A 26,032-nucleotide genomic window follows, 5' to 3' on the forward strand; every position below is an offset into this window, starting at 1 on the left:
CATTGGCGCCCGGCACGGATTCCCAACATTTTGAGCTTCAAATAAATTGCAGCCGGCTGCAAGCCTAAAGCCGTAACAATCGACCGCATCCCGATTTCTTTAGGCTTCAAATAATTGGCGCGCCGCTTGCATGCACCGCGACCCGCAGGATGACGAGTTGAGCTTAGCTTGCCGCGGCAGCAATCATCGGCATAAACTTGGATTGAAGTAGCGGCTTGCAGCGCAAGTCCTGTTGTCACGGGGGACAGATCATGAAGACGCAAATGACGTTGGCCGCAGCCGCCTTGCTGCTTGGCACCGCGGTGAGCCCTTCCCTCGCCCAGGAGAAAATCAAGCTGGGTGTGATCGTGACCCTCTCGGGACCCGCCGCCGCGCTCGGCCAACAGGTTCGCGACGGCTTTGCGCTCGGGATGAAGGATCTCGGCGGCAAGATGGGCGGCCGCGATGTCGAGGTCGTCGTGGTCGACGACGAGTTGAAGCCGGACGCAGCGGTCACCAAGGTCAAGGGCCTACTGGAGCGCGACAAGGTCGACTTCGTGGTCGGCCCGATCTTCTCCAACATCCTCCAGGCGATCCACCGGCCGGTCACGGAATCAAAAACCTTCCTGATCAGCCCCAATGCCGGCCCGTCCACTTTTGCCGGCAAGGACTGCAATCCGTTCTTCTATGTGACCTCGTATCAGAACGATCAGGTGCACGAGATCCTCGGCAAGGTCGCGCAGGATCGCGGCTACAAGCGCATGTACCTGATGGTGCCGAATTATCAGGCCGGCAAGGACTCGGTGGCGGGCTTCAAGCTCGACTACAAGGGCGAGATCGTCGAAGAATCCTACATGCCGCTCAACACGCTGGACTTCCAGCCGGAGCTTTCCAAGATTTCATCGCAGAAGCCGGATGCGCTCTTCACGTTCATGCCCGGCGGCCTCGGCGTCAATCTCGTCAAGCAATACAGGCAGGCTGGCCTCGCCGACAGCATTCCGGTGCTCTCGGCTTTCACGGTGGATGAATCGACGTTGCCGGCGCAGCAGGACGCGGCGGTCGGCATGTTCGGCGGCGCGAACTGGGCGCCCAATCTCGACAATCCCCAGAACAAGAAGTTCGTCGCCGCCTACGAGGCCGCCTATAACGGCGTGCCCGGCACCTACGCGTTCCAGGCGTATGATGCCGCGATGCTGATCGACAGCGCCGTCAAGGCCGTGAAGGGCGACCTCTCCAATAAGGACGCGGTTGCGGCCGCTCTGAAAAAGGCCGACTTCACCTCGCTGCGCGGCGCCTTCAAGTTCAACACCAATGGTTATCCGATCCAGGATTTCTACCTGACCAAGGTCGCCAAGCGCACGGACGGCAAGTTCCAGACCGAGATCGTCCAGAAGGTCTTTGAGAATTACGGCGACCGCTACGCCAAGGACTGCAAGGCGGCGAACTAAGCCGCACGTCGCGTCGAGGGAGGATCACAATGAAAAGCGAAATCACCGGCATCACGCGCGCCAATGAGGGGATCCAGGGCATCTCCTGGAACATCCTCGGCCAGACCTATGTGCCGAAGAGCAACACAGAACACAGCTTCTCCTGGCATGCGACGCTGCCGCCGGGCACGTTCGTACCGCCGCACATTCATCCCGACCAGGATGAGTACCTCTACATGCTGGAGGGCAAGCTCGATTTCATGCTCGGCAATTCCGAGTCGCAGGCGACCGCAGGCGACCTGATTCGGCTCGGCATGGGCGTGCCGCACGGCATCTTCAACAAATCGGAGCAGACCGCGAAGGTGCTGTTCTGGGTGTCACCGACCCGCAAGCTGTTCGACCTGTTCTGGGGCCTTCACAACATGAAAGAACAGAAGCCCGAGGACGTGGTGGCGATGGCCGCCGAGTTCAACATCCACTTCCTGCCGCCGCCTCCCGGCGGCTAGCAGCGCAATTCACGCCCTCACCGCCGCAAGTCCCGGCACTGCGGCGAAGCCGGCCTTGGTGGCATAGCCGCGCACGATCGCCTCGCGCTGAGAATAGCTCAGCACGTTGTCGACATTGTCAAAACCATCAGGCGCGAGCTGCTCGACGGCGTCGATGACGCCCTCGGGGCCGCCGCGCCGGTTGGAGCGGACGATGTCCGCGGTCATGGGCAGCCGCTTCTTCTCGTATTCAAGCAGCGCCTGGCGCGGATGCTCGGCGCGCACCAGCGCGTCGGCAAGGCAGCGCGCATCGAGGATGGCCTGCGAAGCGCCGTTGGAGCCAACCGGATACATCGGATGCGCGGCATCGCCGAGCAGCGTGACTCTGCCCGACGACCAATAGGGCAACGGATCGCGGTCGCAGGTCGGATATTCGTAGAACTCGGGCGTGGCCGAGATCAGGCTCTTCACGTCAACGTAAGGCACCGAGAAGCGCGCCACATGCGGCATCAGCTCCTCGCGACGGCCCGGCCGGGACCAGTCTTCCTTGCGTGGCGGCGGGGCATTGCCCTCGCCGACCTTCACCAGCACCGCCCAGTTGGTGAGACGGCTCGCCGGGCTTGACCCCTCCGCGATGGGATAGATCACCACCTTGGCGTTGAGCCCGCCGGCAACGATCATCGACTTGCCGGTGAGGAATAGCGGCCAATCCCGCGCACCGCGCCACAGCATCAGGCCATTCCAGCACGGCGGCCCCTCGCTCGGGAACAGCGTGTCACGGACCCGCGAATGGATGCCGTCGGCACCGATCAGGATGTCGCCGCGCGCGGTATGGATGTGCACGCCAGCGCGATCGAAGAAGTAAGCGGTGACGCCGCCCTCGTCCTGCGTGAAGGCGCCGAGGCGGCAGCCGGTATGGATGGCCTCCGGCCCGAGCCGCTCATCGACGGCCCGATGGATGACGCCTTGAAGGCGACCGCGATGGATCGAGAATTGCGGCACATCGTGGCCGGCGTCGATGCCGCGGGCCTCGCGCCAGACTTCCTGGCCGTGACGGTTGAGGTAATAGAGCTGGTCGGTGCGGATCGCGACATCGTCAAGCTGTTGGAGCAGACCGAGGCCTGCCAACTCGCGCATGGCATGGGGCAGCGTGTTGATGCCAACGCCAAGCTCGCGGATAGTGTCGGACTGCTCGAAAATCTCGCAAGCGAGGCCCCGCGAACGCAGCATCAATGCGGTGGTGAGACCACCGATACCGCCACCGACGATAATCGCCTTCATCGCCCTCACTCCACTCGGTACACACCAGGCAATGCGGCCAAAGTCGCACGGGCGGTCACTCGGCCGCAAGCGGCTTTGTCGCCTCCGCCTTGAGCTCGGCCCGGGTCTTGGGCTTAGCCTTAATTCTCAGCTCCTCGAGATCCTGCCGGTCGCGCACGCTGTTGCGGAAAATCTGATCTTTTCCGGGAAGATATTGCGGCGGGCAGAACGCGTCGTCCGCCCCGTACCAGGCTGCCGCCCGCATGGTGAAGGAGGGATCGACCAGATGCGGCCGCCCGAGCGCGACGAGGTCCGCCCGGCCGGCAGCCAGGATGGTGTTGGCCTGGTCCGCCGTCGTGATGTTGCCGACGCACATGGTGGCCACGCGCGCCTCGTTGCGGACCTGATCGGAGAACGGCGTCTGGAACATGCGCCCATAGATCGGCTGCGCATCGCGCACGGTCTGCCCGGTCGAGACGTCGACGAGATCGACGCCGGCTTCGGCAAAAGCCCGCGCGATCGCCACCGCATCGTCGCCGCCGATGCCACCCTCGGCCCAGTCGGTCGCAGAAATGCGCACCGACATCGGCTTGTGCGACGGCCATACGGTCCGCAGCGCCTCAAAGATTTCGAGCGGGAAGCGCAAACGGTTTTCGAGCGAGCCGCCATACTCATCCGTCCGGGTGTTCGTCAGCGGCGAGATGAAGCTCGCAAGCAGATAGCCGTGGGCGCAGTGCAGTTCGAGCATGTCGAAGCCACAGCGCTCGCCGCGCTCGGCCGCCGCGACGAAAGCGTCCTTCACTGCATTCATGCCGGCGCGATCGAGCTCGCGCGGAACCTGGCTGTCGGGGAAATAGGGCAGCGGCGACGCAGAACACACCTCCCAGCCGCCCTCCTCGAGCGGACGGTCCATGCCCTCCCACATCAGCTTGGTCGCACCCTTGCGCCCGGCGTGCCCCAGCTGCAGGCAGATTTTTGCGGCTGAATTGGCATGGACGAAATCAACGATGCGTTGCCAGGACGCCTCCTGCTCGTCGTTCCACAGTCCTGTGCAGCCGGGCGTGATGCGGGCGTCGCGGGCAACGCAGGTCATCTCCGTGAAGATCAGGCCGGCACCACCGATCGCGCGCGATCCGTAATGCACCAGATGGAAATCGGTCGGCACGCCCTCCTTCGCCGAATACATGCACATCGGCGACACCACGGCGCGATTGGCGATCTCCATCTCGCGCAGCCGGAAGGGCTGGAACAGCGGCACCATCGGCTTCTCGGTGTCCACGTCGAAACCGCTGTCACGAACACGCTTGGCAAACGATCTTTCGACCTCCGCCACGAAGTCAGGGGCGCGAAGCTTCAGATTGTCATAGGTGATCGCCTTCGAGCGCGTCATCACGCCAAAGGCGAACTGCACGGGATCGAAATCCCAGAAGCGGTCGACATGCTCGAACCAGACCAGCGAGACGTCGGCGGCGTGCTGCGTCTTCTCGACCTCTTCGCGGCGGCCGTGCTCATAGAAGTCCAGCGCCACCTTGATGCTGGGCGCCTTCTCCATGGCGTCAGCCAGCGCAATCGCGTCTTCCATCGCAAGTTTGGTGCCCGAGCCGATCGAGAAATGCGCGCTCGCCTTGGCGTCGCCGAGCAGAACCATGTTGTCCTTGACCCAGCGCTTGCTGCGGATCATCGGGAAATTGCGCCACGTCGAACGATTGGTGAGCAGTTGATGCCCACCGAGGAACCAGCCGAAGATCTCGGCCATTCGCGTAGCCGACTGGGTCTCGTTCAGCCCTGTCAGCCCGGCGCGTTCGAACGTGTCGGGATCGGTCTCGAAAATCCAAGTCGAGTGGCCGGCTTCATATTGATAGGCATGAGCGATGAACGGCCCCCACTCCGTCTCCTGGAAGATGAAGGTGAAGGCATCCAGCGGCCTGGTCGAGCCCATCCAGGCGAACTTGTTGGCACGGAGATCGACTTCCGGCGCGAAATAATCGACGTATTTGTCGCGAAAACGGCTGTTGATGCCGTCCGCGACCAGGATCAGATCGGCGTCCGCGAAGCGGGATTCGTCCTCGACGTCCGCTTCGAAATTCAGGACCACCCCCAGTTCGCGCGCGCGCGCCTGGAGGATCAGGAGCAGCTTCTGCCGCGAGCAGCCACAAAAGCCGTTGCCGCCGACGCGATGGACCGTTCCGCGGAAGTGCACGGCGATGTCATCCCAGTAGGCGAATTCCTGGGTGATGCGGCGATAGCTCGGAAGATCGTGCTTCTCGAAATTATCGAGGGTGGCGTCCGAGAACACCACGCCGAAGCCGAAGGTGTCGTCGGCGCGGTTGCGCTCGTACACCGCGATCTCAGCGCTCGGCCGCTGCTTCTTCAGCAGGATTGCAGCGTAGAGACCCGCAGGTCCGCCACCGATGATCGCGACTTTCATGGGAGCCTCGCCAATTCAACCCGGCCAAACTATTTTAAGCCTAAAATAATCTCGCGCAAGTCCCCATTGCGGCAGGCTGCCGGCAAAGCCCCCGTTTAATCGCCCCTGAAGACCGGCTTGACCTTGTTGGCAAAGGCCTCGAAGGCCCGTTCAAAATCGGCCGTCGTCATGCACAGCGCCTGAGCAACGGCTTCCGCCTCGATCGCCTCCTCCACCGACATCGCCCATTCCATGGCCAGCATCCGTTTGGTCATGGTGTTGGCGAAGGTCGGTCCCTCAGCAATCTGCTTGGCCAGTAGCTGCGCCTGGGGCAACACCTGCTCCGGGGTGACGAGGCGGCTGAAGAAGCCCCAGCGCTCGCCCTCCTCCGCGGTCATGAACCGGCCAGTGTAGAGCAACTCGGAAGCGCGGGACTGTCCGATGATCCGCGGCAGGATCGCGCAGGCGCCCATGTCACAACCGGCAAGGCCCACCTTGTTGAAGAGGAATGCGACCTTGGTCCCGCTCGCCGCAAGCCGCATGTCCGACGCCATGGCAATGATCGCGCCCGCCCCGGCGCAGATGCCTTCAACCGCGGCAACGATCGGCTGCGGGCAGGCCCGCATCGCCTTGACGAGGTCGCCGGTCATCCGCGTAAACGCCGTCAGCCCCTTGGTGTCCATCTTCACGAGCGGACCGATGATCTCGAACACATCGCCGCCGGACGAGAAATTGGCACCAGCGCCGGTCACGACGATGGACTTGACCGCATCGTCGAACGCGCAGGCGCGAAAGAAATCAGTGAGTTCGCGATAGCTCTCGAAGGTCAGCGGATTCTTCCGTTCCGGACGATTGAGCGTCACGGTTGCAACACCATCGACCACGGCCAGCAGGAAGTGCTGCGGCGAATAGTCCGCAAGCGGTAAGGTCACGGGATTGGCTGGTCTGCTCATACGATCTCCTTGGCTTTCTTGTTCCGTGCCGGTGCCATGCGCGCTAAATCTCACCACCGGCAACAGCGATCGCCTGCCCGGTGATTGCGCCGGCGCCCTCGCCGCACAGCCACACCACGGCATCCGCGACCTGCTGAGGAGAGATCAACCGCCCCTGCGGATTATGCTTCGCGAGCTCGGCAACGGCCTGCTCGCGGCTACGGCCCGTCTTTTTCATGATGCTCTCGATGCTGCCGGCGACCAGATCCGTGTCGGTGAAACCGGGGCACACCGCGTTGACGGTCACGTTGCTGCCAGCCATTTCAATGGCAAGGGAACGCACGAGACCGACCACAGCATGCTTGGCCGCGGTGTAGGCGCTGACATAGGCATATCCCTTGAGCCCCGCTGTCGACGCGATCGCGACGATACGGCCATAGGGACGATCCTTCATCCCGGGCAGCACAGCGCTGACAGCATGGACCACGCCCATGAAATTGACATCCATCATGCGCGCGAACAGGGCACTGTCGGATTTGGAGAACGGCGCGGACTCGGCGCTTCCCGCGTTGGCGATCAGGATATCGATCGGCTGCCGCGCACTTGCTTGAGCGATGGCGGCTTTCAATGAGGTTTCGTCCGAGACGTCGGCGACGGCCGCAAAATGCGCGGCGCCTGCGCTGACGGCCTGTTCAAGCATCGCAGCGTTCCGCCCAAGGACGGTCACCGTGGCACCGGCCTCGACGAGCGCTGCTGCGATGGCGCGACCGATGCCGCGACCGCCACCGGTCACCAGCGCGTGCGGCGAATGCGGTAATCCGGACATGCTGGCTTCCTTGCATTCTGCTGATCGCCCTCTCGATATATTTTAACCTTCAAACTTTTGCAAACAAAGCTCGACGCGACCCCGCGAAAGGCGGCACGCCGAAGACCGGCCCGAAAATTGCTTTAAGTATAAAATTATCTCTTCCCATCCCTCACAGGCCTGTTAGCATCGAAGGGCCAAGCAAAAGGATGTCGCGTGTCGCAGCCTGCGCCAATGATAACAAAGGACGGCCGCTTCGCCTATGAAGCAGCGGGCGATCCGGGCGGGACACCTCTGATTTTCCTGCATGGCATCGGCGGTGCGGCACGGGCCTGGCTGCAGCAGCTTGCGACATTCGGCGACCGCTTCCACGCGATTGCATGGGACATGCCCGGCTATGGCGGATCGGCGCCGCTCGCCAGCGTCAGCATCGCTGCCCTGGCGGATGCGCTTCAGCGATTCATCGAGCAGCTTGGTGCGAGCAGGCCGATTCTGGTCGGCCATTCCATCGGCGGCATGATCGTCCAGAAATGGCTGGTGCACTCCCCAAAACTGGCGCGCGCGATCGTGCTGGCGCAGACCAGCCCGGCGTTCGGCAAGGCCGACGGCGATTGGCAGAAATCGTTTATCGCCGCACGGCTCGGGCCGCTCGATCGCGGCGAAACGATGAAGTCGCTGGCGCCCTCTCTGGTGAAGGAACTGGTGGGCGACGATCCTGATCCCAGGGGAATGGAGCTTGCACGCGAGTGCATGGCAAGTGTGCCCGAGGCGAGCTATCGCGCCATGATGCTGGCCTTGATCGGCTTCGACCAACGCAGCACCCTCAAGGATATTTCCATACCGACGCTGCTGCTGTCCGGCTCCAAGGACAACAACGCGCCAGCGCCGATGATGGCGAAGACGGCGACCTACATTCCATCTGCCGAGTATGTCGAGTTGGCCGGTGTCGGCCATCTCGCCAACCTGGAGCGTCCCGATGCCTTTAACGAGGCGCTCGGCCGGTTCCTGAATTCCGTCGCGACCAACACGTAGGATGACTGCGCGATGACCATGCAAGTCAGCAAGACCATCGGCGCGACCGACAAGGTTGCGCTGGATGCGCCGATCTTCGATCCCGTTGCATTCCGACTGAGCGACGAGCAGGCCGGCATCATCGCGCGGGCGCGCGAGATCGGCCAGAGCGTATTCGCCGGCCGCGCCGCGACCTACGATCGCGAGGCGATCTTCCCGTCCGAGAATTATCGCGACCTGCATCGCGTCGGCCTGCTTGGTATTGCCGTGCCCAAGAAGCATGGCGGACTCGGCGCGAATTATCAAACCTACGCACTGGCGGCAGCCGAAATCGGCCGCTATTGCGGCGCGACTGCGCTCACCTGGAACATGCATGTCTGTTCGACGCTGTGGTCGGGCCCGCTCGCCGACGATCTCGACATGGATGCAGAGACCCGTGCCGAGCACGAGCAGCGGCGTGCAGTCCACTACAAGCGTATCGTCGAGGACGGCGCGATCTATTCGCAGCCTTTCTCGGAGGGCGGTGCGGCAGCGGCAGGCGGCGTCGCTTTCGGCACGGAAGCAAGGCCGGTCGAGGGTGGCTGGATCGTCAACGGCAAGAAGATCTTTGCATCACTCTCCGGCCATGCCGACTATTACGGCGTTCTCTGCACGGAGATCGAGGAAGGCGAGAAGGCTTCGCGCCGCAATACGCTTTACCTCGCCATCCCCGCAAAATCGGCAGGCGTTTCGGTCGTCGGCGACTGGGATCCGCTCGGCATGCGCGGAACGGTCTCGCGCACGCTGCTGTTCAAGGACGTGTTCGTGCCGGCAGATTCGGCGCTGATGCCGCGCGGCGTCTATTTCCAGGCCGCGATGCGCTGGCCGCACATGTTCCTTACGCTGTCGCCGACCTATATGGGCCTTGCTCAGGCCGCCTATGACTTCACCGTGCGATATCTGCGCGGCGAAGTGCCGGGCATGCCGCCGGTCAAGCGCAGGATGTATCCGACCAAGCAGATTGCGGTCGCGCAGATGCAGATCAAGCTCGAGCAGATCAAGGCGATCTGGTTCCAGGCCGTCACCGAGGCGCGCGCCAACCCGAGCAAGGAGCAGGTGCTGCGCGCCTATGCCGCGCAATATTCTGTGATGGAGGGCGCCAATGAGCTCGCCGCGCTCGCGATCCGCACCTGCGGCGGACAGGCCATGCTGCGCTCGTTGCCGCTCGAGCGCATCTATCGCGATAGCCGCTGCGGCTCGCTGATGCTGCCCTGGACAGCCGAGCTCTGCCTCGACCGGATCGGGCGCGAGGCGCTGTACGAGGCCGGCGAAACGGACGACTGACGGTGGACCTCTGCAGTCTGATCGATCGCAACGCGGCGTTCGCGCCAGACAAGACAGCCATCGCCTTCGAGGGCGAACGGTTGAGCTATGCGGCATTCGCTGCACGCATCGAGCGGACGGCGGCGACGTTGAAGCAGGAGCTCGGCGTCGTCAGGGGCGACCGCGTTGCGATCCTCAGCCTGAACCGGCCGGACTATCTGGTTCTGCTCTATGCCTGCGCGCGGCTCGGCGCGATGCTGGTGCCCCTGAACTGGCGGCTCGCTGTCGCCGAGCAGCTTTTCATCCTCAACGATGCCGGCGCCAAGGTCCTGGTGCTCGAGCAGGCATTTGAGGGGGTACTTGCCGAGCTTGAGGGAACCGCAATCGTCGGGCTCGATTTCGAGCCGCCCCGCGGCACGACGTTCGAAAACCTGTTGGCTCGAAGCCGGGGCACCGGCCGCAACCCGCACACCGATCTCTCCTGCCCGCTCCTCATTGTCTACACGTCGGGAACGACCGGACGGCCAAAAGGCGCGGTGTTGCGCCAGGAGGCGCTGTTCTGGAACGGCGTCATGAGTCAGCACATGCACAACATGACGTCCGATGACCATGTGCTGACGCTGCTACCGTTCTTCCACGTCGGTGGCCTCAACATCCAGACCACGGCGGCGCTCCAGCTGGGCGCGACGGTCACGGTTCACGCACGCTTCACGCCGGACACCGCGCTTGCAGCCATCGAACGGGAACGGCCGACCTTGAGCGTGATGGTGCCGGCGATCATCCAGGCGGTGAGCGAGCATCCCGCCTGGCCCACGACCGACCTTTCGTCACTCAAAGCCGTCGCGACCGGCTCGACCATCGTGCCGCCGCATCTGATCGACCGCTTCGTAGCGCGCGGCGTACCCGTGCTTCAGGTCTACGGCTCGACGGAAACTTGTCCCATCGCAGTCTACACCCGGCTTGGTGGCGATCTTTCGCGCGCGGGATCGACCGGACTTGCCGGACTGTGCTGCGAAGCGAAAGTGATCGATCACGCCGGCAACGAGGTGCCGGCGGGCGCACCGGGGGAGATCGCGGTGCGCGGCCCCAACGTGTTCTTCGAATATTGGGGCAATGCGGACGCCACGCGCGATGCGCTGCACGACGGCTGGTATCGTACCGGCGATATCGGCCTGTGCGACGCGGACGGCTATTTCTGGGTGCGCGACCGCAAGAAGAACATGATCATTTCCGGCGGCGAGAACATCTATCCGGCGGAGGTCGAACGCGTCCTGCTGGAACATCCCGATGTCAGCGAATGCGCTGTGATCGGCCGGCCCGATCCACGCTGGGACGAGGTGCCCATCGCCTACGTGATCCCGCGATCCGGCTGTCGGCTCGAAGCAGACGCATTGAAAATACATCTTCAGGCCCAACTCGCCCGCTACAAGGTTCCGCGCGACGTCGTTTTCGTCACCGACCTGCCGCGCACAGCGCTGGGCAAGGTCCAGCATTTCCTGCTGAAGCAGCTTGATGCGCAATCGCGCACGCAAGGAGAAGCATCTTGAAGATTGCGGTTCTGGGTGGGGGGAACGGCTCTTTCGCGGCCGCGGGCGATTTTGCGCTGTCGGGACATGAGGTCCGGCTCTGGCGCCGCGACGCGGATCAGGTCGCAGCACATCGCGCCGCCGGCTCGCACATCCTGGTGAAGGATCATAACCGCCGTCACGACGTGAAACTGGCGCTGGTCACGACCGATATCGCCGAGGCCGTCAACGGCGCAGAGCTGATCCTGTGCCCCGCCCCCGCCTTCGCGCAGCCTGATATTGCGCGCCTGCTTGCTCCACATCTGCGGGACGGACAGGTCGTGTTTCTGCCGCCGGCCACGTTCGGCTCGATGATCTTCGCCCAGGCCGCGCGGGATGCCGGCAACCGCGCCAAGGCGTGCTTTGCCGAAACCGGGACCTTGCCTTGGCTGACCCGCAAGCACGGCCCGTTCGAGGTCGCGATCACCATCCGCGCCAAGCGACTGCCGGTCGGCGTTTTCCCGCTTGATCAAGCGCCGCGCGCACTTGAAGTGATTGGACAGGCTTTCCCCGGCGCAATCGAGCCGTGCGGAGATGCTCTCTCCGGCGCACTGATGAACGCAGGCCCGATCATCCATCCGCCGCTGATCGTAATGAATGCAGGTCCGATCGAGCATTTCGAGAAGTGGGACATCCACAAGGAAGGAACGCAAGCCGCGATTCGCCGGGTCACCGACGCGCTCGACTCCGAACGAATGGCCGTGCGTGAGGCGCTCGGATATGGCGCACCGCATTTTCCGCTCGCCCATCATTATGCCAAGGAAGGCGAGATCTGGATGTACGGCCGCGGCTCGCATGACCGGCTGACCGATTCCGGCGACTGGCGCGAGCGGATCGTGCTGACCGAGCATCGCTACATGAGAGAGGATTTGCGGCTTGGGCTATCGCTGCTGGTCTCCGTCGCCGGCCTGGCGGGCGTGGCTACGCCGCTGGCCAAAGGATTTCTGGCCATCGGTGGTGCAATCTGCGGTGAGGATTTTACGCAAGGCGGCCGAACCCTCGAGACGCTGGGCCTCGGCAATCTCGACAAGGCCGCTTTGCAGACGCTTCTTCGCGGGGGATTTTGACCGATGACCAGCCGAACCACCATCGCCTGTCTCGGGGCCGGCCGCATGGGCCGCGGCATCGCCGTCGCGTTCGCCTACGCGGGGCATATGGTCACGATGATCGACATCAAGGCCCGTCCAGCCGAAGATTTCGCGAGGCTGGAGGCAGATGCGCTCGGCGAAATCAGGAAGACCTTTGCCAGCCTGTCGAAGCTGGGACTACTGACCGAGTCGGATGTCGACCCGCTCATCGCGCGGGTCTCGGTGGTGCCGGCCAGCCAGAGCGATGCGGCACTGTCCAATGCTGGAATAGTCTTCGAAGGGGTCCCCGAGATCGTCGAGCTCAAGCGGGATGTGCTGGGGGCGGCCTCACAACAAGTCGGCCCAGATACGATCATCGCATCGACCACGTCGACCATCCTGGTCGACGACCTCTCAGGCGCGATCGTGAATCCCCGCCGTTTCCTCAATGTGCATTGGCTCAATCCAGCCTATCTGATTCCGCTTGTGGAGATTTCGCCCGGTAAGGCCACCGATCCAGGCATCGTCGAGGCGGTCAAGGCGCTACTCGAAGGCATCGGCAAGGTCCCGGTGGTCTGCGCGGCGACGCCCGGATTCATCGTTCCGCGCATCCAGGCGCTGGCGATGAACGAGGCCGCGCGCATGGTCGAGGAAGGCGTCGCCAGCGCCGAGGAGATTGACAAGGCGATCCGCTACGGCTTCGGCTTCCGCTACGCCGTGCTCGGGCTGCTCGAATTCATCGACTGGGGTGGCGGCGACATTTTGTACTACGCCAGCCGCTATCTCGAAGGCGCACTCGGCAGCGACCGCTATCGTGCGCCGGAGGTCATTTCGCGGAACATGCAGGAGGGCCGGATCGGCCTGCGAACGGGCGCAGGCTTTCTCGATTATTCAGGTATGGACATCGACGCCTATCGGGCAAAACGGCTTCAGGCCATGGTCGATTTGCTTCGGCACTTTGACCTGGCGCGGCCACCAGTGCTCGATCGCGGTTAGCCGAAGACGTCCTGCAGCACCCCTTCGCGCACCACCGCAATGCCGTCGAGCTCGATCGTCGTCCCCATCATCGGCAGATCGAAATGGCCCGCCGTGTAACGGCCGGCGAATTCGTTGGCACCGGTCGAGAACAGGAAGTTGCCGGAGACGGCGCGAATTTCCGTGCCGTTGGTGTCGCGCTGGTCATACATCGACAGTGCCTCGTAGCGCGCGCCGGGATTCATGCCGAAGCCGACATGCGACACCGCATAGGCTTCCCGATCGCCCCAGGCGGCAAGATAGGCACGCATCATTGCGGCATCCGTGCCCTCGCCTTCCAGCTCGACGACATAATCGTCCTTCAGCGTCATCTTCACCGGCGAGGTCAGGTAACGCTTGAAGGTCAGGTTGATGTCGCCGGGCGCCATCACCAGCGTGCCGTTGATCGTTCCGCTCTTGGGGAAGCTGACGACGATGCCGCCGGGCCAATGCGCCAGCGTACCGGGCTTGTCCGTCCACCCCCACACGCCGACCGTGGACGCGCCGACCATATCGACGTCGAGCGCCGTGCCGGCTTTTGACGTCACCCGCATCCGCTTGGTCCCGCGCAGCATCTTCGCCGCCGCGCGAACGCGCTTCTCGAGCGCGGAATCCGGCACCATCCGCTCCAGCGCTTCGGGATGCTCGTTGGAGATCACCAGGATGCGCGCGCCGGCTTTGAGGATCTCGGGTGTCTCCACCGCATGCATCAGTCCCTCTATGGTGCAATCCACCACAAAGCCGGCTTGTTGAAGCGCAGTGATGACCGGGCCGAGCCGCTGGATCGCCTCGCTCGCCCCTGTCGAGCGAACAGGAACGATATTCCGGTTACGCGGGGTCGGCATGACCACGTGAAACGGTCGCGCGCCCATCCGCAGCAGCGCGAGCTCCGCCAGATGAACATTCAACGCACGTGACTGGGTTTCCGAGAGGATCGCCGCAGTATCGCCGGCCTTGACGGCGCATCGCTCGAAAATCTCGCAAAATGCGTCGATCCATTTTGCCTCGATGCGATCAGCCAGCATGGTCTACTCCCGGTCTTTCCTGTTTCTTCTTCGTCAGTTCATGCTTCGGGGAAGCCCCGCAGCAGGTACGCGCGCACTGCCCCCAGCAGGCCATTGAGGATCAGGCCCAGCAGCGAGATCGTGATCAGCGGCACGAACATATCGACGGCCTGAAAGGTCCGAGCCGCCGTGACGAGGACATGTCCGAGCCCGTCGCTCGACGTGATCATCTCCGCCAGAAACACCACGATGCAGGAAATGACAAGGCCGATCCGGCAACCGGTCAGAATCGACGGCATCGCGGCAGGCAGCACCACCTTGAACAGGATCTCATAGCGCGGCGTTCCCGCCGCCATGGCCGACCAGATCAGCTTCTGCTCCACCGTTGACGCGCCGTAATAGGTAGACAACAGAATGGGAAAGAGTGCATCCGCCGCCACCAGCGTAATCTTCGATCCGTGACCGAAGCCGAGCAGCAGCAGCAATGCTGGATAGAGCGCGACCTTTGGCAAGGGTGCAAGCACGCGAACGATCGGCCGAACCACGGCGTTGATAGCCGGATTGGCGGCAGCGGCGATGCCGATGCTGACACCGAGCACGACCGCAATCGCAAAACCGGCAAACAGCCGGATCAGAGTCGCCGCGATCTCCTGCTGGAACGTCCACGTCAGGAGTTGCTGAAGCAGCCTACTGAAGACGTATCCCGGCGGCGGCAGCAAGACCGCAGGCGCGAAGCCAAATGATACAAGGCCTTGCCACAGCGCGATCACCAGCACGATCGGCGCGAGCCCGAGGATGATGCTGGTGGAGCGAAGCTGCGGCATCATGAAAAGCTCAGCGGCATGTCGAACTGCGGTTCAGACCAGCGCACCAGCCTTGCGCGGACCCGCTCGAAGATCGCATCCAGGCATATTCCCATCGCGCCGACGATGATGATCATCGCGAACACGGTGTCGTATTGGCCCATGTCGAGGGCGTTGAACAAGATGTTACCGGCGCCGGACTGACGGGCGATCATCTCGCTGGTGATCATCGTGATCAGCGCCAGCACGAGTCCGGTGCGGCAACCGGTTAGAATTTCTGGAAGCGCCGCCGGCAGTACGATCCGGACCAGCCGTTGCGCAGGCGAAAGCCCCATCGCGGCGCCCGACCATAGCATCTTCTCTTCCACCGCCTTGGCGCCCTCGAAGCTGTGATAGATCACGGGCAGGCTGACACCGAGGAAGATCACCAGCGTCTTCGTGATGTCGCCGACGCCGAGCCACAGCATGATGATCGGCATCAAGGCGGCCTTCGGCACCGGGTAGATCACCATCAGGAGTGGATTGAAGAACGCCGCGACGGCCCGGCTGCGGCCCATCAACAGGCCGAGCGGAATCGAAACCAGCACCGCGACCGCGAACCCGATCGCCATGCGGCGGAGCGAGGCCAGGATGTTGATCAGTGATTCCTTGTCCCCGAGAATGTCCGGGATTGCACGAATTGCTTCGATCGCCGTCGGAAAGCTGTCATTCTTCAACGCGAGGGACGCCGCCTGCCAGATCGCGAGCAATCCGATGCAGGCAAGCACCGGGGCAGCACGTCTCGCCAGGGCGGCGGGCGACATCATGACGGAGACCCGACAGGGTCGGTCTCGTCGAACATCCGCTCGATATCGACAACGTATTTCTGGTAGCGTGGATCGAGCAGCAGCTCGCTGCGGCGGCGCGGCCGCGGCAGATCGATGTCGATAACCTCGCGGATGCGGCCGGGAGACTTCGACATCATCACGACCTTGTCTGACAGGAAAACCGCTTCGTCCACAGAATGCGTGACGAACAGCACCGTCTTGCGATCACGCTCCCAGATATTCAACAGATCGTTCTGCAGCCGCGTTCGCGTGTGAGCATCGAGCGCGCCGAACGGCTCGTCCATCAACAGAACCTCAGGATGGTAAGCCAGCGTTCGAGCCAGCGCTACGCGCTGCTTCATGCCGCCGGACAGCTCCTTGGGATAGAAGTTCTCATAGCCCTTGAGCCCGACCATTTCGATCAAGGCCCGGCTCTGTGCTTCCGCCTCGGTGGTGCGCACGCCCTGCTGGCGAGGGCCATACATCACATTGCCAAGCACGGTCTTCCACGGAAACAACGCGAATTCCTGAAATACCGGGCCGCGATCCGGCCCTGGTCCCGTGATCGTCCGTCCCCTGATCCTTGCTGAGCCGCTGGTCGGGCTGACGAAGCCGCCGACGACGTAAAGCAATGTCGACTTGCCGCAGCCGGACGGACCAAGGATGGAGACGAAGGCTCCCTCCTCGATTGCCAGCGAGATGTCCGATAGCGCCACATGGTCCTTGCGCGCCGAGGTCTGAAATACCTGCGAGACGCTCTCGATCTCGATGATTGCAGAAGCCGGTTTTTGCGGCGTCACCGGTCTCACCCATTCGCTCGATCTCGAAGGCACTACCTTCATCCCGTCTCACTTCATTCGCGCGAAACCTGCGCAACAGGCTTGCTGAACATCCTTCGTCAGCGACGCGAGCTTAGCAAGAAACTTGCCAGACCATTGGCTGTTTTCGGGCAGGTGCGCCGTATCATCCGAACCAGGGCCATTCTGCGGGCCCCTCATGCGTCACGGCACCGCCCGGTGCCTGGCCAACCAATCGCGCATATTTCGCCAGCGCCCCGGCGCGGTGACGAGGCGGACGCGGCTTCCAATCGTGCCGGCGAGCAGCGAGTTCCTGCTCGTCGACCAGCATATCCATCCGCCGGTTCGCAGCATCGATCCGGATCCTGTCGCCATCGCGAACCAGCGCCAGCGGACCGCCGACGAAGGCCTCGGGAGACACATAGCCGATGCACATTCCGCGCGTGGCGCCAGAGAAGCGTCCATCCGTGATCAGGGCCACCTTCTCGCCCATGCCTTGTCCATAGATCAGCGCGGTGACGCCGAGCATCTCGCGCATGCCGGGGCCGCCCACCGGCCCCTCATTTCGGATCACGAGAACCTCGCCCGCCTGATAGGTGCGATCACGAACCGCAGCGACGCAGGCCTCCTCGTCTTCGAAAACGCGCGCCACGCCTTCAAAGAACTGACTCTTCAGGCCCGCGACCTTGATGACCGCGCCGTCGGGACAGAGGTTTCCCTTCAGCACAGCGACGCCGCCATCTGGCATGATCGGCGCGCAAGTCGCGTAAACGACCTCTCCGTCAGGAGCGTTGGCGGCGCCATATTCTTCGGCAAGCGTACGGCCTGTGATCGACAGGCAACTGCCATCGATATGCCCGCTCTGGATCAGCTCCCTGATCACCACGGCGGCGCCGCCGATATCGTAGACATCTTTCGCCGTATATTTGCCTCCAGGCCGCAGGTTTCCGATCAGCGGCGTCCTGGCAAAAACCTCGCCGACATCATCGATCGTGAATGCGATGCCGGCCTCGTTCGCGATCGCCGGCAGATGCAGCGCAGCATTGGTCGAACCGCCCGTGGCGGCTACGATTGCCGCACCGTTTTCCAGCGATTTCCGCGTCACGATGTCGCGCGGCAAAGGCCCGCCGCGCTCCAGCATTTCCATGACGAGGCGCCCGGCCCGCCTGGATATCTGCGCGCGTTCGGCATAGACACCCGGCACCATCGACACGTTAGGAATGGTGAGGCCCATCGCCTCCGAGACCATCCCCATGGTGTTAGCAGTGAATTGGCCGGCGCACGCGCCGATGGTCGGCAGGCAGGCCCGCTCAATCCGCTCGAGCGTGGCGCCGTCGATCTCTCCGGTCATGAAGCTGCCGACAGCCTCATAGGAGTCGAGCACGGTCAGGGTCCGCCCGTCCACGCGGCCCGGTAGCGCGCTGCCGCCATAGATGAAAATAGCCGGCACGTTACAGCGGACCATGCCCATCATCACGCCGGGAAGCGTCTTGTCGCATCCGCCGTATCCGATCAGTGCATCGTAGGCGAGACCATGGACGACGGCTTCGATCGAGTCGGCAATCAGCTCCCGCGAAAAAAGGGAGAACTTCATCCCCTCGTGATTCATGCTGATACCGTCGGAAACCGATACGGTCGAAAACTCGCGCGGCGTGCCGCCGGCCTCCTCGATTCCGGTCTTGGCCGCGGCGACCTGAAAGTCGTGCGTCATGTTGCAGGGTGTCTGTTCGCCCTTCATGCTGACGACGCCCACCATCGGCTTGGCAATCGCAGCGTCGTCGAGCCCCATGGCGCGCATGAACGCGCGGTGCGGGGCGCGGTCGAGGCCATCCGTCGTGATCCGAGATCGGAGCTTCTTCATACGTGCATCTTCTTCATGCAACGTCCCGGATCATCCTGGACGCCGCGACCTTCTCGCTCGGCTCATTCGCTCGATCGCCTATTGCAGCGGAGCGACAATCGTCGAATGCTTGAATTGGGCGACATCCAATTTTGGCAGCATCCCCGTCTCCGCGTAGATGTCCAGCATCTTCTGGATCGCGGGGAAATTCGGTGCCGCACCAGGATCGCGGCCGAAATCATTGTCCTTGAGCAGATAGGTCTCGAGAACCGGAATAGGTGCCTTCAGGACTTCGTTGACGACTTTCAACGTCTCTTCGCGGTTCGCCAGAGCTTTCTTCATGCCGGAGGTAATGTCACGCACGTAAGCCTTGACCAGTTCCGGGTTCTTGTCGACGAAATCGGCACGGCAGGCTTCCAGGATGTGCACGATGTTGGGCATCGCCTGCGACAGCGAGAACAGTTTGCGCGTGCCACCCTTTGCCTCCGCGCGCGCGGCAAACGGCTGGTTCATGTTGACCGCATCGACGCGGCCCTGCCGCAACGCATCTTCGGAGACGGCAAAGCCCACCTCGACCAGCTTGATGTCCTTGGCCGGATCGATGCCATTCTGCTTCAGCAACAGATTGAACGGGCCCTGGGTGCCGCCGCCGATCACGGAGATCCCGACCGTCTTGCCTTTGAGATCGGCGATCGTCTTGATCGGGGAGTCGTCCATGACAGCCCAGTAGACCGAGAAACCACCAGCCTTTTCGAAGACGTGCTGCGCCACGATGTAGGCTTTGAGGTTGCCGCCAACCACGCCGTTGGCGAGCGACAGCGGCGCCTGGATCGCGCAATCCAGCGCGCCGGCCGCCAAGGCCTGCGTCATCGGAGCGGTGCCCTGAAACTGGGTCCATTCGATGTTGTAGGTCTTGCCGATATTGGGAAACTCAGCCGGGCGTCGCATCATCCAGTATTTGGATTCCTCGGCCGGAATCGTCCAGCCGACGCGAATTGTCTGCTGCGCCCATGACGGGCCCGCGCTCGCGCTCACGGCCGCTGCCGCCCCCAAAGCCAGGATCCACTTCGAAACGGTTCGCATCGTGCCCACTCCGCTGCCCAGGCGCCGACCGGCGCCATCCAACCCGACCGCGGCAAATGTTTCATGGTTCAAACAATCAAGCAAGCCATGCAGGCCGGGCGGTTTCGTCGTGGGATTCGCCATGTATGGTGATGCAGCGTCGCGCAGCGTCAGATGGAGGCAACCTATGGCTGAGGCAAGCAAGACAAACCCGCAAGGCGCCGAGCGGCTCGGCTATCTCGGCCTTGGGCTGATGGGGACACCGATGAGCCGGCGCCTGCTCAACGCCGGCCATCAGGTGACTGTCTGGAACCGTTCGGAAGGAAAGATGGCCGCGCTCGTCGAAGCCGGTGCCAGGCGCGCAGCCAGCCCACGCGACTTGATGGAGAGCTCGGACATCGTTTTCATGTGCGTGACGGATGTGGCTGCCGTGGAAGAGGTGATCTTCGGGCCCGAGAGCATCTCAACTGCGCCCGGCGCGGGTAAGCTCGTGGTCGACTTCTCGTCCATCCATCCCGATGCCGCACGGGACCTTGCAATGCGATTGTTAGCTGCGAACGGCGCGGGCTGGATCGATGCGCCGGTGTCCGGTGGTACCAAGGGCGCCGAGGAAGGCACGCTTGCCATCATGGCCGGCGGAAAAGCCGGCGATATCGAGCGGGTCCGCCCCTACGTGCTGGCCATGGCACGCAGGTTCACCCACATGGGCCCGACCGGTGCGGGGCAGACCACAAAGCTGTGCAACCAGGTGATCGTCGGATGCGCGATGGCTGTTCTTGCGGAGGCAACACGCCTTGCAGTGAACGCCGGAATCGATGCCAACCGCTTGCCCGAAGCACTCGCCGGCGGCTTCGCGGACTCCATTCCGTTGCAGCTATTCGTGCCGCGAATGGTTCAGGGCATTCACTCACCGCCGCTTGGTCACATTGCGACAATGCTCAAGGACCTCGACACGATCGCCGATGTCGCGCAGACGACGTCGACGCCGGTGCCCATGGCCTCGCTTGCCGGACAACTTTTCAGGCTCGCCAAGGCCGCGCGAGGCGCGGATGCGGATGCGCTCGAAATCTACAAGCTTTCGGCGGGGAGCGGTGAACCGTCGAGCGCGAACTGAAGCACGCTTGCAGTGACTGCTTGCGCTAGCCGTCGGCGAGAAATCGGCCGAACGCGCCGCGCGCGAAGAGTAGCGGCTCCTTCGCATTGTAAGTATAGGCCTCGACCGCACCGAGAAAGATCACGTGGTCGCCGCCGTAATAGCGATTGACCGAGCGGCATTGAAAATTGGCGACGCTCTCGGCGAGCACCGGCGCGTTGCCGAGGCCCGGCGTCCAGTCGACACCGGTGAACTTGTCATCAGACGACTTGGCGAATTTGCTCGCAAGCGCCTGTTGCGAAACGCCAAGAACGTTGACCGTGAAATGACTGGCGTTCTGGAAGATGGTCAGACTAGAGGAATAGACGACCAGGCTCCAAAGAACCAGCGGCGGATTCAGCGATACCGAGGCAAACGAATTGCACGTCAGGCCATAGGGCTTGCCGTCAGGCGCAGCGGCTGTGATGATCGTCACCCCCGTGGCGTAGGTGCCGAGCGCACTGCGGAAATCACGGGGATCGATCGGCGAGTTGTCGCTCGCGAGTTCGTTGGCCGGATCGGGAACGGCCGGCTGCTTCGGCAGATCATTCATCGGCCGGCCTCACAGCGTGAGATTCTCGGACGGCAGGCCTAACGCCACTCGTCCATAGTTGGTCCCGGCTGCATCGAAATTGAACGCGAGATGCGAATTGATCGCGTGCGCATCGCGGAACTGCCGCTGCAACGCGCCCGTCGTGAACAGGCCCCGTGCTCCGCTCGCGGCAAACAGCGTCGACACCGCATCCGTACAGAAGTTCACTGAAAAGGCGCCGTCGCGCCGATATCTGGTCTTGATCGCCATATCGGGGAGATGACCCCGCCTTGCATCCTCCATGGCATTCAGACAGGCCGAGCGCATGATCAGGCGTGCAGCGTCGATCTTCGCCGACGCCTCCGCGATCTTGATCTGGGTGCTTTGAAAGTCGCTCAGCCTGGCGTGATTGTAGGTGGAAATGCGATGACGGACGACCTCCGCATAATCGTCGAGACACGCCTGCGCGTTCCCCAGCGCGACGCCAGAGAGGACGTAGGGAAATAGCGAGAACACCGGGAGCGCATACAGCGGGTTGGGATTGAGCTTGCTTCCCGGCGTCGGACCGCCGTCAAGATCGCCGACCGCGACCGTCATATCGTCGGGCACGAAAGCGTCCCTAACCTCCACGTCGCAGGACCCTGTCCCGCGGAGCCCCGCGACATTCCAGGTGTCGAGGACCTTGTAGTCGGCTTTCGGCAGCAGAAATATCCGATATTCGATGCCGTCTGCCTCATCGTCGGAGTAGACCACGCTCGCAAGCATGTTCCATGCGCAGGAGGCAACGCCCGAGGAGAACGGCCAGCTGCCATGGAGCCGGTATCCGCCCTCGACTCTCTTGGCACGTCCGGCGGGAAAAATGAACGAGGACGCGATCAGCGCGTCCGGGTCACGGCCCCAGACCAGCTCCTGCGCCGTCGGCTCGAACATGCCGAGCATCCAATGATGGCTCGCCAGATTGGCCAGATTCCATGCCACCGAGGCGTCCGCCTGTCCGAGCAGGTCCGCGCAATCGATCAGGGCGACATAATCGAGTTCTGCGCCGCCAATGCGCTTCGGCTGAAGCATTCGGAACAGGCCGGCGTCGTGCAGATCCATCTCGGTTTCGGGCGGCAGATGCCGCAACTCCTCCGTCCGCGCCGCCCGCTCTCGCAGCCGTGGGACGAGCGCGCGGGCCTTCGCGACAATTGCCGCATGGGCAGGCTCATCGAATTGCGCCCCTCCGGGCCGGCCCACGCTCGGCTCTTGACCAGGCGCCATTCGTATCCCTCGCTTTCACACATTTATGCGGCGAGACCCTTGCCAAATCAAGCTGAGGCAGCGCTGTCCGGGTATGGTCGCCTGAACCCGGGCTGCCCGGGAAGATACGAAGCCGCGAAGATGGCGGCATTGCCAAACCGTGATCCACCACCCGCGCGAGGCTGGCCTGCAGGACTCAACCCTCAGGCTCAGCCAGACGTCGAGGGTTTGCCCGAGCCAAAGACGCCCTTTTGGGTGAACTGGGATATCCGACGCTCGTCGTAACCGAGGGTGTCCCGCAAGACCTGCTCCGTGTGCTCGCCCAGCAATGGAGCAGCCACAGGATCAATCGGGCCGGTCAAGCTCATGGCAATCGGCGGCTCGATGTTCGGGACCCACTCTGCCGTACGATGTGGAATCCGGTTCAAGCGATGGCGCGCTCGCGCCTCCGGTGCATTGAACCCCTCCTCGACCGTCCGCAGATAGCCGACCGGGATATTGGCCAGCTTCATCTTGGTCATCCAGTTCTCGAGAGTATCGCTCGCGAAGACCTCCGCGATGGCTGCCCGCAGAAGCTCCTTGTTCTCGGAACGCGCCTTGCGCGAGGCAAACTGCGGGTCGGTGATGAGATCGGGCCTGTTCAGCACCTCGACGACCAATCTGCGATAGAGCCGGTCATTGGCACACGCGATGTAGAGCGGCCCATCGGAGGCCTCGTAGACGCCGACAGTAGGAGACCCGCTCGGCGAGTTACCAAACCGCCCAGGGTTCTCGCCGTTGATCAGATAAGCCATGCCGTAGAAGCCCGTCATCCCCATCGCGATGTCGAACAAGGCGACCTCAACATGCTGGCCGCGACCGAGCCGATCCCGCGCCAGCAGCGCCATTAGGATGGCGTTGCAGGCAGACATCCCCGTCGCCATGTCCACGATGGGCGGGCCGGTGCGAACCGCCGGACCATCGGCAAATCCGTTGAGCGACATGAAGCCGCTTTCCGCCTGCGTGATCGGATCAAAGCCGGGACGCGAGGCAAACGGTCCGGTGCGCCCGTAGGCGGAGATCGAGCAATAGACTAGCCGCGGATTGAGCGGCGCAACTGTTTCATAGTCCAGCCCAAATTTCTTCATGACTCCGCTGGAGAAGTTCTCGACGACCACGTCCGCCTTGCGAATCAAATCCAGCGCGATCTCACGAGCCTCCGGCACGGTAAGGTCGAGCGTGATGCCACGCTTGTTGCGATTGAGACTCAGATAAGCGGCACTCTCTCCACCGATCTCGGCGTGTTCATACGCACGCGTGTCATCGCCTCCGTCCGGATTCTCGATCTTGATGACGTGCGCGCCGAAATCAGCAAGCGTCTGCGTACAAGCCGGGCCGGCAACCACACGCGTGAAATCGACGACCAGCAGACCGTCGAGCGCGGTAGGCGCCCCCGTCGCCCGCGACGAACGTTCCGGCAATTGAGGCTTGGTGGGCATCGACGGCGCTCCCTTACATCGGTTTATCGTTGCCGAATTCCCGCAGGAGCAAACTTAAAGCCCGGCACCGCTGACTTCGCAAGTCCTTCGCCCGCATCGCTTCAATACGCAAAAAGGGCCCGGCAGCTGTCAAGCTGCCGGGCCCTTGGACGTTCGGTGTTGCGCTTCATCTCGCGCGAGCCATTTTTACGTTGCGGGAATTGCGTTCCGTACCACGGGAAACCTGGCTCCATTCGCTCAGCGAAGCCGCTTTCGCCAGTAAAGCGTATGGGCCCAAGCCCAGGGCACATGGGGTTCAAAGAGCCGATAGCCCGCCCGGATGAAATTATTGGCGGACACCGGATTGTCCGTCGTATCCGAGACGATGCTGTCCCACCCGATACGCCGTGCCCTTGCCTCGATCACCCGCATCAGCCTGCACTGGAGGTCACGTCCCCGGTGCCGCTGCAACACACCGACCCTGGAGAAATTACCGCCATTTCGAATGTGCGTTGACGGCACGACACCGGCGAAGGCTACTGGCTCATCGCCGTGATAGGCAAGCCACCACGCCCCTAACTCGAATTGTGACAAGAGAGCCGCATCGAAGAACGTCAACCGGTGAAGGTCGGCCAATGTATCGGCGATGTCGTCATCGGATGCATCCACGATGCGAATTCTGTACATGAGACGGTCCGTCGGCGAAGGACGACGTGAGTGGATGCAGCAATGTCGTCGTGGCTGAGGCTCACTTGCCGAGCACGACCTTGACGCTTAGCCCAATCACACCCATCAGACCGGTGGCGATCACCGTAATCACGGCCTTGAGCGTGTAGCTCTGCGCCTGCTCGACGCTCGTTCGCCATCGGCGCAAGTGCTGAAAATCGGCCCTTAGCTCCTTTCGGTCGTCATCTTCGATTCCGAAAGACGCCAGCACCAATGCCACCGTCCGCAATACGATGGCATCGATGTTCGCCTGCTGAAGCCTGTGTTGCTCGGCCAGCGTCTCGGCAACGATCGCCCTGATTTCGTCATCTGCCATCTTCACCGCTTGATGATCCTTTCAATGTTCTCGAAGCCGCGCATGGCGAAGTAGGAGACAACCAGATTGGCTCCGAAGGCCGCAGCGGCGCGAGCACTGGCCCAGCGCCGCGGGCCGGCACATTCGCGCGTGCGCGGCCAGCAATAGTACGGCCGGCGGCGCACCAGGTTTGACGAGTGCGTGGCCGCAGCGCGCCGCCGCCGTCCGATCTCGATCGAGACGAAAAAAAACCGCGGCGAAAGCTTTCCGCGCGGGTGAACTAAGCTCGTTTCGATGATGCCATTCTGCCAGTGTTTTCGCAGACGTGTCAAAAGAACGAATTCGCTTAAGCAGCGTTAGCTGATCAGGAGGGCCGGCAGATGACACTCAAGACGACCTCACAAAACACGTCGCTAAATCTTGCAGGACGAAAGCCGCGCATCGACAAGGAGCGCGACACTCAAGAAGCCGTCGTTGAAAACGCCGGCGACACGGAGGACAAGGACTGCGATCTCGTGCATGGCGAGGGCGGCCCCATCGACCTTCCCAGCAAACCCGGCGATTTGTCGAAGGACGACTAGGCCGCTCCGCTGGCGGGGGCGCATCTTGATCTTGCCGTTCTGCGGCGCCTTGCACGAGGTGTGAAACATCGCTCGTTCGACCAGGCCGTGCCGGAACTTACGCCACGGCGGGCGCGTTTATTCCTTCAGAAGGAACGTTGTGCGATGAGCCATACCGTACTGGTTGTTGACGACGATCCCAGCGTGCTCGACGTCATCGTGGACATGCTGGAAGATCTCGGCTGCGAAGTCATCAGCGCCCGGAGCGGCCCCGATGCGCTCGACCGGCTCAAGCAGAACCAAGATATCTCAATCCTCATCACTGACATCAACATGCCCGGCATGGACGGTCACGAACTGGCCGAGCGGGCCAGGCGAAACCGCCCGGAACTGAAGATCCTGCAATTGTCCGGGCGTGAACCCCGGCGCGACGGCCTTCCCATGATCAGAAAGCCGTTTTCGTTCGAGGAACTCGCCAGCACCATGCAGCGGACCACCGGCATCTGCTAAAGGGTGCAAGCTCAG

At 62.8% G+C, this 26,032-nt stretch carries 26 protein-coding genes; 10 read left to right on the forward strand and 16 right to left on the reverse strand.

Going from position 1 to position 26,032, the window contains the following annotated elements; genetic code table 11:
* Positions 1 to 251 precede the first annotated feature (251 nt).
* Positions 252 to 1,427, forward strand: coding sequence for an ABC transporter substrate-binding protein (locus AC0L20_RS32815; protein ID WP_473294678.1), 1,176 nt, complete (start codon positions 252 to 254; stop codon positions 1,425 to 1,427).
* Positions 1,428 to 1,456: 29 nt separating this feature from the next.
* Entirely contained in the window at positions 1,457 to 1,912 is a 456-nt protein-coding gene (locus tag AC0L20_RS32820) for a cupin domain-containing protein (RefSeq protein ID WP_007601580.1), read from the forward strand.
* Positions 1,913 to 1,921: 9 nt separating this feature from the next.
* Here AC0L20_RS32820 and AC0L20_RS32825 read toward each other — a convergent pair whose 3' ends face one another.
* From AC0L20_RS32825 to AC0L20_RS32840, 4 genes are all read right to left on the reverse strand, one after another.
* Positions 1,922 to 3,172, reverse strand: coding sequence for a flavin-dependent oxidoreductase (locus AC0L20_RS32825; RefSeq protein ID WP_473294679.1), 1,251 nt, complete (start codon positions 3,170 to 3,172; stop codon positions 1,922 to 1,924).
* 55 nt (positions 3,173 to 3,227) lie between these two features.
* The gene (locus tag AC0L20_RS32830) at positions 3,228 to 5,579 is read right to left on the reverse strand and encodes a bifunctional salicylyl-CoA 5-hydroxylase/oxidoreductase (RefSeq protein ID WP_473294680.1); all 2,352 of its coding nucleotides are present in this window, start codon (positions 5,577 to 5,579) and stop codon (positions 3,228 to 3,230) included.
* 95 nt (positions 5,580 to 5,674) lie between these two features.
* Complete coding sequence (locus tag AC0L20_RS32835) at positions 5,675 to 6,511, reverse strand: enoyl-CoA hydratase family protein (protein ID WP_473294681.1); 837 nt, start codon at positions 6,509 to 6,511, stop codon at positions 5,675 to 5,677.
* Between the two features lie 43 nt (positions 6,512 to 6,554).
* Positions 6,555 to 7,316 (reverse strand): SDR family NAD(P)-dependent oxidoreductase, encoded by a 762-nt coding sequence (locus tag AC0L20_RS32840; RefSeq protein ID WP_473294682.1) that lies wholly within the window; start codon positions 7,314 to 7,316, stop codon positions 6,555 to 6,557.
* Between the two features lie 213 nt (positions 7,317 to 7,529).
* On the opposite strand from AC0L20_RS32840, the gene AC0L20_RS32845 reads away from it, so the two are divergent.
* From AC0L20_RS32845 to AC0L20_RS32865, 5 genes are read left to right on the forward strand one after another with little or no spacing between them, the layout of a single operon-like run.
* Positions 7,530 to 8,327, forward strand: a complete 798-nt coding sequence (locus AC0L20_RS32845; RefSeq protein ID WP_473294683.1) for an alpha/beta fold hydrolase — start codon at positions 7,530 to 7,532, stop codon at positions 8,325 to 8,327.
* A 12-nt stretch (positions 8,328 to 8,339) separates the two neighbouring features.
* Complete coding sequence (locus AC0L20_RS32850; RefSeq protein ID WP_473294684.1) at positions 8,340 to 9,629, forward strand: acyl-CoA dehydrogenase family protein; 1,290 nt, start codon at positions 8,340 to 8,342, stop codon at positions 9,627 to 9,629.
* Positions 9,630 to 9,631: 2 nt separating this feature from the next.
* Complete coding sequence (locus AC0L20_RS32855) at positions 9,632 to 11,155, forward strand: class I adenylate-forming enzyme family protein (RefSeq protein WP_473294685.1); 1,524 nt, start codon at positions 9,632 to 9,634, stop codon at positions 11,153 to 11,155.
* Complete coding sequence (locus tag AC0L20_RS32860) at positions 11,152 to 12,240, forward strand: NAD/NADP octopine/nopaline dehydrogenase family protein (RefSeq protein ID WP_473294686.1); 1,089 nt, start codon at positions 11,152 to 11,154, stop codon at positions 12,238 to 12,240. The genes AC0L20_RS32855 and AC0L20_RS32860 overlap by 4 nt, the downstream gene beginning before the upstream one ends.
* Positions 12,241 to 12,243: 3 nt before the next feature.
* Complete coding sequence (locus AC0L20_RS32865; protein WP_473294687.1) at positions 12,244 to 13,236, forward strand: 3-hydroxybutyryl-CoA dehydrogenase; 993 nt, start codon at positions 12,244 to 12,246, stop codon at positions 13,234 to 13,236.
* Here AC0L20_RS32865 and AC0L20_RS32870 read toward each other — a convergent pair.
* From AC0L20_RS32870 to AC0L20_RS32895, 6 genes are all read right to left on the reverse strand, one after another.
* The gene (locus AC0L20_RS32870; RefSeq protein ID WP_456768932.1) at positions 13,233 to 14,279 is read right to left on the reverse strand and encodes a 2,5-dihydroxypyridine 5,6-dioxygenase NicX family protein; all 1,047 of its coding nucleotides are present in this window, start codon (positions 14,277 to 14,279) and stop codon (positions 13,233 to 13,235) included. The two genes, AC0L20_RS32865 and AC0L20_RS32870, sit on opposite strands and share 4 nt — an antisense overlap.
* Before the next feature lie 38 nt (positions 14,280 to 14,317).
* Entirely contained in the window at positions 14,318 to 15,085 is a 768-nt protein-coding gene (locus AC0L20_RS32875; RefSeq protein WP_027519277.1) for an ABC transporter permease, read from the reverse strand.
* Positions 15,082 to 15,867: an ABC transporter permease gene (locus AC0L20_RS32880; protein ID WP_473294688.1), complete on the reverse strand. Its 786-nt coding sequence runs from the start codon at positions 15,865 to 15,867 to the stop codon at positions 15,082 to 15,084. Before AC0L20_RS32880 ends, AC0L20_RS32875 begins: the two co-directional genes overlap by 4 nt.
* A complete protein-coding gene (locus tag AC0L20_RS32885) occupies positions 15,864 to 16,709 on the reverse strand; it encodes an ABC transporter ATP-binding protein (RefSeq protein ID WP_473294689.1) in 846 nt (281 codons plus the stop codon). The genes AC0L20_RS32880 and AC0L20_RS32885 overlap by 4 nt, the downstream gene beginning before the upstream one ends.
* Before the next feature lie 121 nt (positions 16,710 to 16,830).
* A complete protein-coding gene (ilvD, locus tag AC0L20_RS32890) occupies positions 16,831 to 18,525 on the reverse strand; it encodes a dihydroxy-acid dehydratase (protein ID WP_473294690.1) in 1,695 nt (564 codons plus the stop codon).
* Between the two features lie 78 nt (positions 18,526 to 18,603).
* A complete protein-coding gene (locus AC0L20_RS32895) occupies positions 18,604 to 19,587 on the reverse strand; it encodes an ABC transporter substrate-binding protein (protein WP_473294691.1) in 984 nt (327 codons plus the stop codon).
* 121 nt (positions 19,588 to 19,708) lie between these two features.
* On the opposite strand from AC0L20_RS32895, the gene AC0L20_RS32900 reads away from it, so the two are divergent.
* Positions 19,709 to 20,680 (forward strand): NAD(P)-dependent oxidoreductase, encoded by a 972-nt coding sequence (locus AC0L20_RS32900; RefSeq protein WP_473294692.1) that lies wholly within the window; start codon positions 19,709 to 19,711, stop codon positions 20,678 to 20,680.
* 25 nt (positions 20,681 to 20,705) lie between these two features.
* On the opposite strand, the gene AC0L20_RS32905 is transcribed toward AC0L20_RS32900, so the two are convergent.
* The 6 genes from AC0L20_RS32905 to AC0L20_RS32930 form a co-directional block, all read right to left on the reverse strand.
* A complete protein-coding gene (locus tag AC0L20_RS32905) occupies positions 20,706 to 21,251 on the reverse strand; it encodes a flavin reductase family protein (RefSeq protein ID WP_247290439.1) in 546 nt (181 codons plus the stop codon).
* Between the two features lie 9 nt (positions 21,252 to 21,260).
* The gene (locus AC0L20_RS32910; protein WP_473294693.1) at positions 21,261 to 22,490 is read right to left on the reverse strand and encodes an acyl-CoA dehydrogenase family protein; all 1,230 of its coding nucleotides are present in this window, start codon (positions 22,488 to 22,490) and stop codon (positions 21,261 to 21,263) included.
* A gap of 188 nt (positions 22,491 to 22,678) precedes the next feature.
* The gene (locus AC0L20_RS32915) at positions 22,679 to 23,947 is read right to left on the reverse strand and encodes a CaiB/BaiF CoA transferase family protein (protein WP_473294694.1); all 1,269 of its coding nucleotides are present in this window, start codon (positions 23,945 to 23,947) and stop codon (positions 22,679 to 22,681) included.
* 237 nt (positions 23,948 to 24,184) lie between these two features.
* Positions 24,185 to 24,613, reverse strand: coding sequence for a GNAT family N-acetyltransferase (locus AC0L20_RS32920; RefSeq protein WP_473294695.1), 429 nt, complete (start codon positions 24,611 to 24,613; stop codon positions 24,185 to 24,187).
* Positions 24,614 to 24,674: 61 nt separating this feature from the next.
* Positions 24,675 to 24,974, reverse strand: coding sequence for a hypothetical protein (locus tag AC0L20_RS32925; RefSeq protein ID WP_456768923.1), 300 nt, complete (start codon positions 24,972 to 24,974; stop codon positions 24,675 to 24,677).
* Positions 24,971 to 25,279 (reverse strand): hypothetical protein, encoded by a 309-nt coding sequence (locus AC0L20_RS32930; RefSeq protein WP_473294696.1) that lies wholly within the window; start codon positions 25,277 to 25,279, stop codon positions 24,971 to 24,973. The genes AC0L20_RS32925 and AC0L20_RS32930 overlap by 4 nt, the downstream gene beginning before the upstream one ends.
* Before the next feature lie 48 nt (positions 25,280 to 25,327).
* Between AC0L20_RS32930 and AC0L20_RS32935 the strand changes: the two genes are divergently transcribed.
* Positions 25,328 to 25,528 (forward strand): hypothetical protein, encoded by a 201-nt coding sequence (locus AC0L20_RS32935; RefSeq protein WP_473294697.1) that lies wholly within the window; start codon positions 25,328 to 25,330, stop codon positions 25,526 to 25,528.
* A 60-nt stretch (positions 25,529 to 25,588) separates the two neighbouring features.
* A complete protein-coding gene (locus tag AC0L20_RS32940) occupies positions 25,589 to 26,017 on the forward strand; it encodes a response regulator (RefSeq protein WP_473294698.1) in 429 nt (142 codons plus the stop codon).
* Positions 26,018 to 26,032 lie beyond the last annotated feature (15 nt).

It is taken from the genome of Bradyrhizobium sp. Kon58 (genome assembly GCF_055807455.1).